The organism is Pedobacter montanisoli, assembly GCF_022809115.1.
GTDB classification, from domain to species: Bacteria; Bacteroidota; Bacteroidia; order Sphingobacteriales; family Sphingobacteriaceae; genus Pedobacter; species Pedobacter montanisoli.
The window spans coordinates 1,181,957-1,196,767 of the sequence record NZ_JALGBH010000001.1 but is presented as its reverse complement, the minus strand read 5'-3'; the positions used below and the strand labels follow the sequence as shown (position 1 = coordinate 1,196,767).

Sequence of the window (14,811 nt, the reverse complement as noted above, 5' to 3'; positions counted from 1 at the left end):
CCTTTTATAGATTTGAGTTAAAGATAAACCGTTAAGTCAACGCATCTTTCTCTTCATCTCTCCTATCTTAAGAAATGGATATTAGAAAAGAATTAGAAAATAAGATTTTGGTGATTGATGGTGCAATGGGCACCATGATACAGCAATATCAACTTACCGAAGAAGATTTTAGAGGCGAGCGCTTTAAAAACCACCCTTGTGATGTAAAGGGGAATAACGATTTGTTAAACATTACCCGTCCTGATATCATCAAGGCTATTCACACCAAATACCTGCAAGCGGGAGCCGATATTATAGAAACCAATACCTTTAGTACGCAACGCATTTCCATGGCTGATTACCAAATGGAAGAGCTTTCGTATGAACTGAGTTTTGAAGGTGCCAGAATTGCCAAAAAAGCTACTGCCGATTTTATGGCAGCAAATCCCGGCAGGGTTTGTTTTGTTGCCGGAGCCATTGGTCCTACAAACCGTACTTTATCCTTATCGCCAGATGTAAACGATCCCGGCTTCAGAGCCATCTCTTACGATGAATTATATGAGGCCTATTATGAACAGGTTAAAGGCCTGGTAGATGGTGGGGCTGATGTACTATTGATAGAAACGATTTTCGATACTTTAAATGCTAAGGTTGCCATTGCCGCCATTAAAGATTACGAAGAGATCATAGGCCGCAAGCTCGAAATCATGATTTCGGGAACCATTACCGATGCCTCGGGAAGAACTTTATCAGGGCAAACGGCAGAAGCATTCTTAAATTCAGTAGCACATGCCAAGCCTTTAAGTATTGGATTCAATTGTGCTTTAGGCGCTAAAGAAATGCGTCCATATATAGAAGAACTGGCGGCAAAAGCAGCCTGCTTTGTTTCTGCTTATCCCAATGCCGGCCTGCCTAATGAATTTGGTGCTTATGATGAGTTACCGCATGAAACCGCTCATTTGGTAGAAGACTTTATTGAATCTGGTTTTGTAAACATTGTAGGCGGATGCTGCGGAACCACACCTGAGCACATTGGTTGTATAGCCAAAAAGGCTAAAAAAGCCCAACCCCGCAAAATTCCTTTCGTAAATCCTTATTTACGTTTAAGCGGTCTTGAACCCGTTACCATAACACCCGAAAGTATTTTTGTGAACGTAGGTGAACGCACAAACATTACGGGTTCCCCAAAATTTTCTAAACTCATTTTAAGTGGCGATTATGAAGCAGCACTTTCTGTTGCACTTCAGCAGGTTCAAGGCGGTGCCCAGATCATCGACGTAAATATGGATGAGGGCATGCTGGATTCAGAAGCGGCCATGACCAAATTCTTAAACCTGATTGCTTCTGAACCTGAAATTGCAAAATTACCTATCATGGTCGATTCTTCTAAATGGAGTGTGATAGAAGCTGGGTTAAAATGCTTGCAGGGGAAAGGAATTGTCAATTCAATTTCTTTAAAAGAAGGAGAAGAAAGCTTTAAATCTCATGCCCGCCAAATCTTAAAATATGGTGCAGCGGTAGTGGTAATGGCTTTTGATGAACAAGGACAGGCCGACAATTACGAACGTAGAACAGAAATCTGTAAACGCAGCTATTATATTTTAGTGAACGAAGTCGGTTTTCCACCCCAAGATATCATTTTCGACCCTAATATCTTAACGGTAGCTACCGGTTTAGAAGAACACAATAATTATGCAGTAGATTTTATAAAAGCTACCAAATGGATCAAAGAAAACCTACCTCTGGCAAAAGTGAGCGGTGGGGTTTCCAATATCTCTTTCTCTTTTAGAGGAAACAATGTAGTTCGCGAAGCCATGCACTCTGCTTTTCTGTATCATGCCATTAAAGCTGGCTTAGATATGGGTATTGTAAATGCAGGAATGTTGGAGGTTTACGAAGAAATTGAACCCGAATTATTACAAAAAGTAGAAGATGTACTGTTAAATCGCAGACCTGATGCTACCGAGCGTTTAGTAGAATTTGCTGAAACAGTAAAAAACAAAGGCAAAGTCCTCAGCAAAGATGAAACCTGGCGCAAAGAAACTGTTGAAGAACGCCTTTCGCATGCCTTGGTTAAAGGTATTATCGAATACCTGGATGAAGATGTAGAAGAAGCCCGTCAGAAATATCCACGTCCTATACAAGTGATAGAAGGTCCTTTAATGGATGGCATGAACATCGTGGGTGACTTGTTTGGATCAGGGAAAATGTTTTTACCTCAAGTAGTAAAATCTGCCCGTGTAATGAAAAAGGCTGTAGCCTACCTCTTGCCCTTTATTGAAGCAGAAAAACAGGCCAATCCCGATTTAGATCAGGGTGCTTCGGCAGGTCGAATCCTTTTAGCTACCGTAAAAGGCGATGTACACGATATCGGAAAAAATATTGTAGGTGTGGTTTTAGCCTGTAACAACTTTGAAATTGTAGACATGGGCGTAATGGTTCCTGCACAGGATATCATTAAAAAAGCCAAAGAGATTAATGCAGATATTATTGGCCTAAGCGGACTAATTACGCCGTCTTTAGATGAGATGGTGCATTTTGCCAAAGAAATGGAACGCGAAGGCTTTAACATACCGCTTATTGTGGGTGGCGCAACCACTTCACGCATCCATGCAGCTGTAAAAATTGCTCCGAATTACTCAGGCCCTACCATTCATGTATTGGATGCTTCAAGAAGCGTTACGGTATGTAGTACTTTAATGAACGGCGAGCTGAAGAACAATTATATTGCGCAGATTAAAGAAGAGTATAACAAAGCCCGTGAAGCGCATTTGAACAAGCGCTCTGATAAAAGATTTAAAAGTATTGAAGAAGCAAGGGCAGCAAAATTTAAGATAGATTTAAACAAGGTAGCTTCTGCGCCTTCATTTACGGGCACAAAAGTACTACATGATTTCCCGCTTACCGAGCTTATTCCTTATATAGACTGGACACCGTTTTTCCATACCTGGGAACTCAGGGGCAGTTACCCTAAAATATTTGAGGATAAGAATGTGGGTGTTGAAGCCCGGAAATTATTTGATGATGCACAGGCCTTATTAAAAACAGTAGTAGATGAAAAATTGCTGAAAGCTAAAGCCGTATTAGGCTTCTGGCCGGCTACTTCAATTGGCGATGATATAGAGCTGGAACTTGATGCACAGCTTTTAGCTCAAAGCGACCGACTGAAAAACGGAAAAGCAGATAAAGTACGTATTCATACCTTACGCCAGCAGGCAGAAAAACCTGAAGGACAACCTTATTACGCATTATCAGATTTTATTGCACCGAAAGAGAGCGGAGTAAAAGATTATTTTGGCGCTTTCGCCCTAACTGCAGGTATTGGTTGCGATGAATTGGTAGCAGAGTATGAACGCAATCATGATGATTACAACAGCATTTTAATTAAAGCACTGGCCGATCGTCTTGCAGAAGCATTTGCCGAAAAACTGCACGAAATGGTACGTAAAGAATACTGGGGCTATGCAAAAGATGAACATTTTACCAACGAAGAGCTGATTAAAGAGCAGTACTTAGGTATACGTCCGGCACCGGGTTACCCTGCCTGCCCAGAACATACCGAAAAAGGAACTCTGTTTGCCTTACTAAATGCAGATGAAGAAATTGGCCTGCACATAACCGAAAGCTACGCCATGTATCCTACTGCAGCGGTAAGCGGCTTTTACTTTTCGCACCCCGAGTCTAAATATTTTGGATTGAATAAAATCACCAAAGATCAGGTAGAGGATTATGCACAACGTAAATCTATGCCACTTGAAGAAGCAGAACGCTGGCTGGCTCCTAATTTAGCATATTAGTTGTATGGATAATTAGTTTTTTAGTTATTTGGGATTAATGCAGTTCAATAACAATATGGCATATCAGAAATATACAGAGCTAGAGGTTTGGAAAGTTGCAAGAACATTTACCGCCCAAGTTTATAAGATTACAGCTAATTTTCCGAAAGAAGAAACGTACGGACTAACCTCTCAAATCAGACGTTGTGCTGTTTCAGTACCATCAAATATTGCGGAAGGTTCGGGAAGACAACATACAAAGGAAACAATTCGGAAGAGCAAGCGAACGAATGTATTGCCCAAATTGAAATACTTGGAAAGTTAATAAATGGCTATATCAGATATTTAAACAAAGGATAATATAAAAGATACTATTATTGGGATTGCGTAGGATTAGTAAAGCTATGTACCAAGCAACTAACAAACTAAACAACCAACAAACCAACCAATGAAAATAACAGAACATATTAAAAATGCAAAAGGCAAGACCTTATTCTCATTTGAACTGCTACCGCCTATAAAAGGCCAAAGCATACAATGGGTTTATGATTCAATTGAACCTTTATTAGAATTTAACCCTCCTTTTATTGATGTAACTTCATTACGAGAAGATTATATCTACAAAGATAAAGGCGATGGTTTATTACAAAAAATATCCTACCGTAAACGCCCAGGTACCATTGCCATTTGCGCTGCAATCATTAACAAATATGGCATTGATGCTGTACCTCATTTAATTTGCGGTGGATTTACCAAAGAAGAAACCGAAAATGCGCTGATAGACCTTCAGTTTTTAGGAATAGATAACGTATTGGCTCTGCGTGGAGATTCTCGTCAGGCCGATGCAAGCTTTGTGCCTACTCCCGGCGGACATACTTATGCCAGCGATCTGGTGCAACATATCAAAAACCACAATAATGGTAAATTTCTACATGAAGATATTGATACTTTTAAAAGTGATTTTTGCATTGGTGTAGCTGGTTATCCCGAAAAACACTTTGAAGCTCCTAACCTCAACACAGATTTTAAATACCTGAAGCACAAAGTTGACTTGGGTGCAGAATTCATCGTAACGCAGATGTTTTTCGACAATCAGAAATATTTTGATTTTGTAAAGAAGTGCAGGGAGAACGATATTAATGTGCCCATTATTCCGGGCTTAAAACCCATCAGTACCGCCAAACAATTAATCAGTTTACCAAAGATTTTCCATATCGATCTGCCCGATGATCTTACAGATGCTGTTCATCATTGTAAAACAGCGCAGGAAGTGAAAGAAGTAGGCACCCACTTTATGATCAAACAATGTAAAGAACTCATTGAGTTTGGTGCTCCGGTACTACATTTTTATACCATGGGCAAGCCTGAACAGACTCAGCAAATCGCACGTGCTATATTTTAATTAAAAACTATATAAAAGAAATCCCGTTTTCGGGTAACGGGATTTCTTTGCGTTTTATTGAGCTGTTTCTCTTTTGCTAATTAAGTAAGTATAAATCAAAGCTCCTGCAATTGCACCCAAAATAGGTGCTGTCCAGAATAGCCACAATTGATTTACGTACTCACCTCCCGCCATAATAGCCTGTGAAGTAGATCTGGCAGGATTAACCGATGTATTGGTTATAGGAATAGAAATGAGGTGGATAAGTGTAAGTCCTAAGCCTATGGCCAAACCTGCAAATTTTCCATTTGAGGTAGGGGCAGTAGCTCCGAGGATAATAATCAGAAAAAAAGCCGTAAGTATAAATTCTGCTAAAAATGCTGAAGCAAGTGCGTAGCCGTTAGGCGATAGCGCTCCATAACCATTGGCGGCAAAAGCGCCGGGTTTTGTGTTATCAATTGCAAAATCAGCATGACCTAAAGAGATCATGTAAAGTGCTGTGGCTGCCAACATTGCACCCAAACATTGTGACACAATATAAGGGATTAAATCTTTCATAGGGAAACGACCTCCCACAGCCAGCCCTACAGATACCGCAGGATTAAAATGCCCTCCCGAAATAGAGCCAACGGCATAAGCCATTGTAAGTACCGTTAATCCGAATGCCAGTGCAACACCAGCAAAGCCAATCCCTAAATTGGGTATGCCTGCGGCAAAAATTGCACTGCCACATCCTCCAAAAACCAACCAGAAGGTACCGAAAAATTCAGCGAATAATTTCTTCATATGATTAAAATTTAGTTTAACAACATCAACTATAACAGCTTAATGCACAAATTGTTCTCCTTTTTTCTCTAACATCTTAACACGAGTATATCTTTATAAAATAAGTTTATAGAACAAACGCTTTGGTTGTATCAAAAACCAAGAAAATAAGCTTTTATATTGCTGCTTTATGTTTTGTTTTGCAGGTATATGCGGTATTTAGACAAAATATTTTTATTATTGAGAAAAATACTTTGCGATCATGCTTAAAAAAACCATCATTTTTACACTCCTCAGCTGTTTAATCATCTTACAAGTAAAAAGTCAAATTGTAAATGGCCCCAAGGCGCAGCGTGAATTCAGGGCAGCTTGGATAGCAAGTGTTGCTAATATCAACTGGCCAAGCAAACCGGGTCTTAGCACACAGCAACAACAGGATGAAGCCATTGCTTTATTAGATATGTTGCAGAAAAATAATTTTAATGCAGTTATTTTTCAGATCAGACCTCAGGCAGACGCATTTTATAAAAGCGATCTGGAACCCTGGTCATATTACCTAACAGGAGAACAAGGTAAAGCACCCGATCCTTATTATGATCCTTTAGAATTTTGGGTAAATGCTGCTCATGAACGTGGTATGGAACTTCATGTTTGGTTAAATCCTTACCGTGCACATCACATTGCCGGTGGCCCTGTTAGCGATTTCTCAGTAGTGAAGAAACATCCTGATCTGGTAGTAAAATTAAAACAAGGCTATTGGTGGTTCGATCCTTCAAAAAAAGGAACGCAGGATCTGGCTGTTGCCGTGGTAAAAGATATTGTTAAACGATATGATATAGATGGTGTACATTTTGACGATTATTTTTATCCTTACGCCGAATACAATGGCGGCGCCGATTTTCCTGATGATGAAAGTTATGCTGCTTACCAAAACAAAGGCGGCAAATTATCAAGAGGTGACTGGCGCAGAGAACAGGTAAATACTTTTGTGGAGCGTGTTTACAAAACTATTAAGGCAGAGAAAAAATATGTAAAATTCGGGATCAGTCCTTTTGGTATATGGCGCCCGGGTTATCCCGAATCAATCAGGGGAATGGATCAATATGATAAACTCTATGCCGATGCCAAATTATGGTTAAATAAAGGCTGGATAGATTATTTTATGCCACAATTATATTGGCAAATTAATAATATACCTTTAAGTTTTCCTGTGTTATTGAACTGGTGGAATTCAGAAAACACTAAACAACGCCACTTATGGCCCGGATTAAACAGTGGAATAGGCGGCGGTGAAAAAAACAGCGACGAAATCATCAATCAGATCATGATTTCACGTGCAATTACACCTTCATCGCCCGGAGTGGCACACTGGAGCATTGCAGCTTTAGTTCAACATGAAAGTTTGCGTAAAGATTTATTAGCAGGCCCTTATCAGGAAGAAGCTTTGGTACCTCAATCTCCATGGTTAAATAAAAACCTTCCAGCGGCACCTACAGTAACTACAGAAAACCGGGACAATGACCTATACATCAAATGGGCACAAAAAGACGCTAAAGATGTATTTAAATATGTAGTTTATACCCAGTATGGCACCAAGTGGACATACCGTACCTTAAATGCCAAGAGTTCATTCCTTCAATTGCCAAAAACCATTGAGCTAAATGGTAAAGTCAAATCTACACAGACCTTAAAAGCCATTATGGTTACGGCGGTTGACAGAATAGGAAATGAAAGTAAAGCAGATATTATTAATTTATAATTTGCTATAAAAAGGGTTGTTTTAAATAGGCCTGTGTCACATTGAGCCTGTCGAAATGTAAAGCCTCTACCATAGAGAGACTTCGACAAGCTCAGTCTGACATTATAGTCTATAAACAACCCTTTTTAATTAAAATTGCATCAAGTAAGCCTTAAACACATTAAAATCAGCTGCCAATTGCTCAGATTGCTTAGGCTTGTGCATCAAATCCCTAACCTGAGCCGGAACTTCTATCTTAGCAGCCATTTCTACAGGAAACACTTCAGGAAATTTACAAGGATGCGCAGTTGACAAAAATACCGTTGTTTCATCATTTGTCTTATTTTCACTTTTATACCTTTCGGTTGCCAGATATGCAATGGCTGTATGCGGACAAGCGATGTAATTATATTTATCAAAAATCGCTTTCATACCATTTAAGGTTTCTTCATCGGTAAAACGATAAGCTTTGATCATCGTTTTTACGGCTTCCATATCATTATGAAACAAATCCATAATGCGTACCCAGTTGCTGGGTGCACCTACATCCATAGCGTTTGCATAAGTAGGCACAGATGGTTTGGTTTGGTAAATCCCCGATTCCAAATAACGGGGAACCGTATCGTTTACATTAGTCGCAGCAATAAACTGCTTTACAGGTAAGCCCATCCTATAAGCCAGCAGGCCAGCACCTATATTCCCGAAATTACCGCTCGGTACAGCAAAAGTTACTTGTTCAACACCTTTGCGTTTAAGTTGAGCATAAGCATTGAAATAATAAAAAGTTTGCGGTATTAAACGGGCAATATTAATGGAGTTAGCAGAAGTTAAGCGTAATTTAAGGTTCAATTCTTCATCTGCAAAAGCCTGTTTAACCAATGCCTGACAATCATCAAAAGTACCTTCAATTTCTATTGCTCTTATATTTTGCCCATTTGTGGTTAACTGCAGTTCTTGTATTGGGCTAACCTTTCCTTTAGGATAAAGAATAGTAACCCGCGTATTCGGCACACCTAAAAAACCTAAAGCCACTGCTCCTCCGGTATCACCAGATGTAGCCACCAATACATCTAGCAAAGGTTCGTCTGCCTGCAAAAAGTAGCTCATTACCCTGCTCATAAAACGCGCTCCAAAATCTTTAAAAGCTAAAGAAGGACCATGAAATAATTCTAGCACGTAAGTAGAATTATCGAGCTTTACCACGGGTGCTTCAAAATTTACAGCATCTTCTATAAGCTTTCTTAACGTTTCGGAAGGTATTTCGTTTTGCAATAAGGCAGAAGCCACTTCAAAAGCAATTTCCGGCAAATTGTATTTTTCTATCTGGTCAATAAATCGACTGCTTAACCGGGGAATAGACTCAGGCATATACAATCCTTTATCTAAAGGCATACTGTTAAAAACAGCATCCTTAAAGGATACGCGAAGGTTTTTATTTTGGGTTGAATAGAATTCCATTTTTCAATATTGATTATATGTACAAATAATTGGAGGCCAGATTACAATAGCTTAGGCCCTTCAGTATTTACGGCTGATACAAAAGCAGAACTGTTGATTTTCATTTTTGTAAGATGCGCCTGCTGTAAATCGGTTATTTTCCTGGCAGTAAGAGAATCTTTGGTCAATGCAAAAACCGACGGCCCTGAACCCGATATGCCAAATCCTACTGCTCCGTTTTCTATGGCTATATTTCTCAATTCTTCAAAACCCGGTATCAGAATAGAACGAAAAGGTTCTACCAACACATCTTTCATACTACGTCCCACTAAATCCAGATCATCTAAAAACAACCCACTTACCAGACCTGCAACATTGCCCCATTGTGTAACCGCATCTTTCAACTGAATTTTTGTACGGATCATTTGCCGGGCATCTTTGGTAGGCACATCAACTTCGGGATAAACGATAGCTGCATGTAAATTGGTTGGTACTGGCAGAGATATAATATCCAAAGGATCATAGCTTCTAATCAGTACAAAGCCTCCCATTAGAGCAGGAGCTACATTATCTGCATGACCATAACCACAAGCCAGTTCTTCACCCTTCATAGCAAATGGAATCAATTCTTTTGCTGTTAATCGACTACCCATTAATTGGTTAATGGCAAAAAGACCTGCAACTGTGCTTGCCGAACTTGAACCTAGTCCACTACCTATAGGCATTTTCTTATGTAAAGTGATTTCTACACCCACATCTTCTCTGTTGATGTGTTTCAGATAATGCTGTACAGATACACTTACTGTATTTTTATGACTTTCCAAAGGGAGTTTTCCATTATCACCTGTTATCTGTACAATTTTAACTCCCGGTTGATCTGTTAAAGTCATTTCTACTTCATCTCCAGGTTCATTTACGGCAAAACCCAACACATCAAAACCGCATACCACATTGGCTACAGTAGCGGGAGCAAATACTTTAATCTGCTTTTTCATGTTATGCTCTCCCCACGTTAATGATATCAGCAAAAACACCAGCTGCAGTTACTTCAGCTCCCGCTCCCGGTCCCTTTACCACCATTGGTCTGTTCATATAGCGATCTGTGGTAAATGAGATAATATTATCACTACCCGAAAGCATATAAAAAGGATGATTTTCATCTACCATCTGTAAGCTGATTTCAGCTTTTCCATCTTCCAGTTTACCGATGTAGCGTAATACCTTATTTTGGTCTTTTGCTTTATTTTTAAGTGTTTCAAAATAAGCGGCATTGCGCTCCAGTTCCTGATAAAAAGCTTCTACTGTTGGAGCCTGCAAACATGAATCAGGCAAAATATTATCAATCTTTACATCATCTGCCTCGAGATTGTGACCCGCATCACGAGCCAGAATAAGCATCTTGCGCATAAAGTCTTTACCATTCAGATCATCACGCGGATCGGGTTCTGTATAACCTAAATCCTGTGCCTGTTTAACAGTTTCATAAAATCCGGCATCATCTTTAAAATTGTTAAAGATGTAAGAGATCGTTCCCGACAAAATTGCTTCTATCCTGGTAATCTTATCGCCACTCATCATCAAATCTTTTAAAGTGCGTATGATAGGTAATCCCGCACCTACATTGGTTTCGTAATAAAAATCTACACCATGTTTACGGGCTGCATCTTTAAATGATTTATATTGCGCATAGGCCGCTGAGTTGCCTTTCTTGTTACAGGTTACTATAGAAATCGTATTTTGAAAGATATGCTGGTAAAAAGTTACAGGTGCCTCGCTGGCGGTATTATCCACAAAAACGCAGTTTGGTAAATTCATAGCTATCATCTGGTCAATGAATTGTTTCAACTCCGCCTGTTCGCCATGCTCGTTCAATTCAGTTTCCCAAGCACTCAGATCTAAGCCCTCGGCATTAAAAATCATTTTCCGGGTATTGCCTATACCTGTAACCCTTACTTGCAAATCATTATTCTTTGCTAAAAATGGCATCTGCTCTTTTAACTGAGTAAAAAGGGTTTTCCCTATGTTTCCTGTTCCTAAGCAAAAGATGTTCAACGTACGTTTAAGATCAGTAAAAAAAGCATCGTGAACAGCATTTACCGCTTTTGATAAATCATCTTTCCCGATAATAACCGAAATATTGTATTCTGAAGATCCCTGCGCTATAGCTCTTACATTAATACCATTTCTGCCTAATGCATGAAAAAGCCTGCCACTCATCCCGGGAGTATGTTTCATATTTTCTCCAACCACTGCTAAAACGGCAAGGTTATGTTCTACTTCTGGCCGACTTAATTTTTGTGCATTGAGTTCCAGTTCAAATTCTTTCTCGATCAATTTGATAGCTGTTTCTACATCTGATGGTTTTACAGCAAAAGTGATACTATGTTCTGATGATGATTGGGTAATCAATACCACGTTGATCTGTTCTCGGGATAGCAGGGAAAACAAGCGCCCGCTAAAACCTGCTTTTCCTACCATTCCACCTCCTGATAAATTGATGATGCTGATCTGATCTATAGAAGATATACCTTTAATAGGCATAACAGAGGGTTTTACATCGCTTCTAATATAAGTACCTTTAAAATCGGGCTGAAAAGTGTTTTTGATAACCAAAGGTATTTTCTTAAGAAATGCAGGCAGCATGGTAGGCGGATAAATGACTTTGGCTCCGAAATAGCTCAGTTCCATCGCTTCAGTATAGCTTAACTCCTCCAATGAAAAAGCTTTCTTTACCATACGGGGATCTGCGGTCATCATGCCGTTTACATCTGTCCATATTTGTATTTCTTCTGCATCTAATGCCGAACCCCATATTGCAGCAGTATAATCTGAGCCGCCTCTACCCAAAGTGGTTACTTTATTTTCTGTATTACTGGCGATAAAGCCGGTTACAAAAAGTACTTTATCTTGATTTGAATGGTAAAAATCTTTGATTAAGAGATCTGTTAAAACAGTATCGACTTTGGCATTACCAAAATTGTGATCAGTTTTAATGTAATCTGCTCCAAAAACATACAAGGGATTATCAATATACTGCCTAGCAATATGACTAACCATAAAAGTAGCGCATTTCTCGCCATAGCTCAAGATCAGGTCTTTAGTTTGCAGGCTTAGTTCTTTTAATGAAGAAACGGCCTGTAAAACATCTTCCAGTTCATTCAAAAATATCTTGATCTTTGTAAAAACCGGATTTTGATCTGCTGCAGGCAATAACGTCCTGATTACCTCAAAATGTTTGTTTTCAATTTGTTTAAGTTGTGCAGCAAAAGGCTCGCCCCGTTCGGCCATTTCGGCCATTTCGGTAAGCATATTGGTTACACCACTCATTGCCGATAATACAACTACCGGGTTTTCGTTCTGTTTTTCTTGTAATACAAGTTTTAAAAGTGTTTTAATGTTCTCGGCCGAACCTACGGATGTGCCGCCGAATTTCAGTACTTTCATCGTTTTTAGGATATGGTTAAATAAAAAAAGCGCCCCCAAAATTTGGGGGCGCTTTCTGTGTTTATATGTTCTTCAGATTATAACAACAGGCTATCCCCCAGAAAAAATTCCGGTGGTAATAATTGTTGTAATAATTGAAGTGTTAAATTGCATTTTGCTGTAAGTGTATTGTGTACACCGCAAAGTAGAAAATAAAATTTTACTTTATCAAGCATTATTTCAAAAAACAAATACCTGATTTTTAATACTTAAGAAACGAGATGGATCAGATTATGCATCCCAGGTTATGGTCGTATCGTTTTGTGTAGGATGTCCGGTACAAACCAAAACCCTGCCCTCGGCAATTTCTTCGTCAGTAAGCACTTCGTTATAATCCATACGAACATCTCCTTTTATACAGGTAGCTGCACAGGTACTGCATACACCTCCGCTGCAACTGTAAGGCAGTTTTATTTTATTTTCTAATGCCACATCCAGAATGCGCTTAGGATAAGGAACCGCTAAACGGTACTGACTTCCTCGAAAAATCAAATTAACAGTATAGGTATTTTTATCTACCAGCTTTTCAGTGGTATCATCTTCATCTTGTTCATCTTCGGGTAAAACAAAGGTCTCTCTTTTAATTTGTACAGGCGCATAACCCAGGCCTAAAAGCTTAATTCTGCACATATCCATATAATCTACCGGTCCGCAGGTATAGAAAAGTGCATCTTTAGCATCGAAATGTATATTTTCATGTACCAACTGGCCAATTAAGAAGCTATTTAACCGTGCCCGCATTAAGTTTTTTGAACTGCTGAACAAATAAATCAGAGTCAGTCTTTCAGCATATCTTTCTTTCCAAGCGTCAAGCTCGTCTTTAAAAAGCACATCTTCGGCTGTTCTGTTACTAAAAATAAGTACAACCTCACTGTGCGTTTCTGCTGTAAGCGCCGATTTTAAGATAGAGAACAAAGGCGTGATACCTACACCTGCGGCAAACAGAAAAACTGTACGTTTTATTTCTGCATTGATTTCATAAATAAACTGACCATTGGGTTCTGTTGCTTCTACAACATCGCCCACAGCTATCTGATGATGCAAAAATCTGGAAATTTCACCATTCTCTACCAATTTAACAGCTATAGCCAGAGGTTCGGCAACATGAGGAGAACTACAAAAAGAATAAGACCGTCTCAACTCCCTATTATTTACATTAAATACCAAGGTTAAAAACTGTCCGGCACTATAACTAAACGGTTTACCATCTGTCGTTTCAAATGTGATTTTTATCGTTTCATTAACCTGCTGTTCTACCGCTGTAACCTTTAATTTCCTGTTATGCATAACAATGCTAATGTAGCGTTTTTAAACTTTGAGACATAAAAAAGCCCCGATTAAAAACCGGGGCAAATTGCTTATCACATGTAAATGCTATTCAATTGCAGTATTAGCATTTTCATTTTCAACATTATAGGCAATAAATGGTCTTTGATTCTTGTAACCATATACCGCCGGATTTTCCAAGATCTCTTTCATAGATATCAGCTTATAAACATAACTGGCAGTTTCTCTGTTCAGCTTCATCTTAAAGTAGTTATCCTGCTTCTGTTTTCTAATCTGTTTCTTCATATGCGTATCGCCTACATTGTAAGCTGCTGCAACTAAAGTCCAGCTCTCAAAAACACCATACAATTCATTGAGATACTTGCATGCCGCTATGGTAGATTTGCGCAGATTATATCTTTCGTCTATCTGACCATTAACTTTTAAGCCATAAGTGCGGGCTGTACCTGGCATAAATTGCCAATATCCAGCCGCTCCTTTAGGAGAAACCCCGTCTAATAAACCGGATTCTACCAAAGGCAAATACTTAAAGTCATTAGGAATACCGTATGCCGCCAGAATAGGCTCAATAATCGGGAACCATTTCCCCGCCTTTTCATGCAAACGGTTAGTTTGTAATTTCTGATAAGAGAAGGCAGCTAATGCTTTTTTCATCTTTTTGCTTACTTTTTCATCACCTACTGGTAATGTTTCTTCTGCAAAAGCCAACTGCTCTTCGTGTTTAGGTTTAAGCTCCTCAGCCTTTTGTATAATGTTGATTTTTTTGTCTTCTCCAAGACTTGTTTTTACTGCCGGTCGTGTATAAGCAAACACTTTTACCATAAGTAGCATTACTAAAATTGCTACCAATGGAATGAGGTGTTTTTTAAACATCTTCCTCCTTTTTTAGTTAAACAATAATTTTAGGGCAGCAAAGATAATACATATTTATTTAATTATCAAATAGTTACAAAATAAGCCGCAAA

Annotated in this window: 10 protein-coding genes; 4 read left to right on the top strand and 6 right to left on the bottom strand. The window is 39.0% G+C overall.

Annotation, left to right across the window (positions count from 1 at the left end; translation table 11 throughout):
* The first annotated feature begins 74 nt into the window (after positions 1-74).
* From metH to metF, 3 genes are all read left to right on the top strand, one after another.
* Positions 75-3,776, top strand: a complete 3,702-nt coding sequence (metH, locus tag MMF97_RS05265) for a methionine synthase (protein ID WP_243360312.1) — start codon at positions 75-77, stop codon at positions 3,774-3,776.
* A gap of 37 nt (positions 3,777-3,813) precedes the next feature.
* Positions 3,814-4,080, top strand: coding sequence for a four helix bundle protein (locus tag MMF97_RS05260; protein ID WP_243360310.1), 267 nt, complete (start codon positions 3,814-3,816; stop codon positions 4,078-4,080).
* Between the two features lie 123 nt (positions 4,081-4,203).
* Positions 4,204-5,157, top strand: a complete 954-nt coding sequence (gene metF, locus MMF97_RS05255) for a methylenetetrahydrofolate reductase [NAD(P)H] (protein ID WP_243360308.1) — start codon at positions 4,204-4,206, stop codon at positions 5,155-5,157.
* Positions 5,158-5,211: 54 nt separating this feature from the next.
* On the opposite strand, the gene aqpZ is transcribed toward metF, so the two are convergent.
* Entirely contained in the window at positions 5,212-5,922 is a 711-nt protein-coding gene (gene aqpZ, locus MMF97_RS05250; RefSeq protein WP_243360306.1) for an aquaporin Z, read from the bottom strand.
* 241 nt (positions 5,923-6,163) lie between these two features.
* Here aqpZ and MMF97_RS05245 point away from each other — a divergent pair, with 241 nt between their 5' ends.
* A complete protein-coding gene (locus MMF97_RS05245) occupies positions 6,164-7,660 on the top strand; it encodes a glycoside hydrolase family 10 protein (protein WP_243360305.1) in 1,497 nt (498 codons plus the stop codon).
* 129 nt (positions 7,661-7,789) lie between these two features.
* Here the strand turns inward: MMF97_RS05245 and thrC are convergent, their stop codons facing one another.
* The 5 genes from thrC to MMF97_RS05220 all read right to left on the bottom strand — a co-directional run bounded on the left by thrC (position 7,790) and on the right by MMF97_RS05220 (position 14,719).
* Positions 7,790-9,097, bottom strand: coding sequence for a threonine synthase (gene thrC / locus MMF97_RS05240; RefSeq protein ID WP_243360303.1), 1,308 nt, complete (start codon positions 9,095-9,097; stop codon positions 7,790-7,792).
* A 41-nt stretch (positions 9,098-9,138) separates the two neighbouring features.
* Entirely contained in the window at positions 9,139-10,071 is a 933-nt protein-coding gene (locus MMF97_RS05235; RefSeq protein WP_243360301.1) for a homoserine kinase, read from the bottom strand.
* Between the two features lies 1 nt (position 10,072).
* Positions 10,073-12,520: a bifunctional aspartate kinase/homoserine dehydrogenase I gene (gene thrA, locus MMF97_RS05230; protein WP_243360300.1), complete on the bottom strand. Its 2,448-nt coding sequence runs from the start codon at positions 12,518-12,520 to the stop codon at positions 10,073-10,075.
* Between the two features lie 270 nt (positions 12,521-12,790).
* Positions 12,791-13,846 carry a ferredoxin--NADP reductase gene (locus tag MMF97_RS05225; protein WP_243360298.1) on the bottom strand — a complete coding sequence of 352 codons (1,056 nt, stop codon included), beginning with the start codon at positions 13,844-13,846 and terminating at the stop codon, positions 12,791-12,793.
* A gap of 87 nt (positions 13,847-13,933) precedes the next feature.
* Complete coding sequence (locus MMF97_RS05220; RefSeq protein WP_243360296.1) at positions 13,934-14,719, bottom strand: lytic transglycosylase domain-containing protein; 786 nt, start codon at positions 14,717-14,719, stop codon at positions 13,934-13,936.
* Positions 14,720-14,811: the final 92 nt, after the last annotated feature.

What these genes read in the sequence shown, in the direction of transcription:
- metH (WP_243360312.1), top strand. Translation starts at nt 75, where the DNA reads ATGGATATTAGAAAAGAATTAGAAAATAAGATTTTGGTGATTGATGGT.
- MMF97_RS05260 (WP_243360310.1), top strand. Translation starts at nt 3,814, where the DNA reads ATGCAGTTCAATAACAATATGGCATATCAGAAATATACAGAGCTAGAG.
- metF (WP_243360308.1), top strand. Translation starts at nt 4,204, where the DNA reads ATGAAAATAACAGAACATATTAAAAATGCAAAAGGCAAGACCTTATTC.
- aqpZ (WP_243360306.1), bottom strand. Translation starts at nt 5,922, where the DNA reads ATGAAGAAATTATTCGCTGAATTTTTCGGTACCTTCTGGTTGGTTTTT.
- MMF97_RS05245 (WP_243360305.1), top strand. Translation starts at nt 6,164, where the DNA reads ATGCTTAAAAAAACCATCATTTTTACACTCCTCAGCTGTTTAATCATC.
- thrC (WP_243360303.1), bottom strand. Translation starts at nt 9,097, where the DNA reads ATGGAATTCTATTCAACCCAAAATAAAAACCTTCGCGTATCCTTTAAG.
- MMF97_RS05235 (WP_243360301.1), bottom strand. Translation starts at nt 10,071, where the DNA reads ATGAAAAAGCAGATTAAAGTATTTGCTCCCGCTACTGTAGCCAATGTG.
- thrA (WP_243360300.1), bottom strand. Translation starts at nt 12,520, where the DNA reads ATGAAAGTACTGAAATTCGGCGGCACATCCGTAGGTTCGGCCGAGAAC.
- MMF97_RS05225 (WP_243360298.1), bottom strand. Translation starts at nt 13,846, where the DNA reads ATGCATAACAGGAAATTAAAGGTTACAGCGGTAGAACAGCAGGTTAAT.
- MMF97_RS05220 (WP_243360296.1), bottom strand. Translation starts at nt 14,719, where the DNA reads ATGTTTAAAAAACACCTCATTCCATTGGTAGCAATTTTAGTAATGCTA.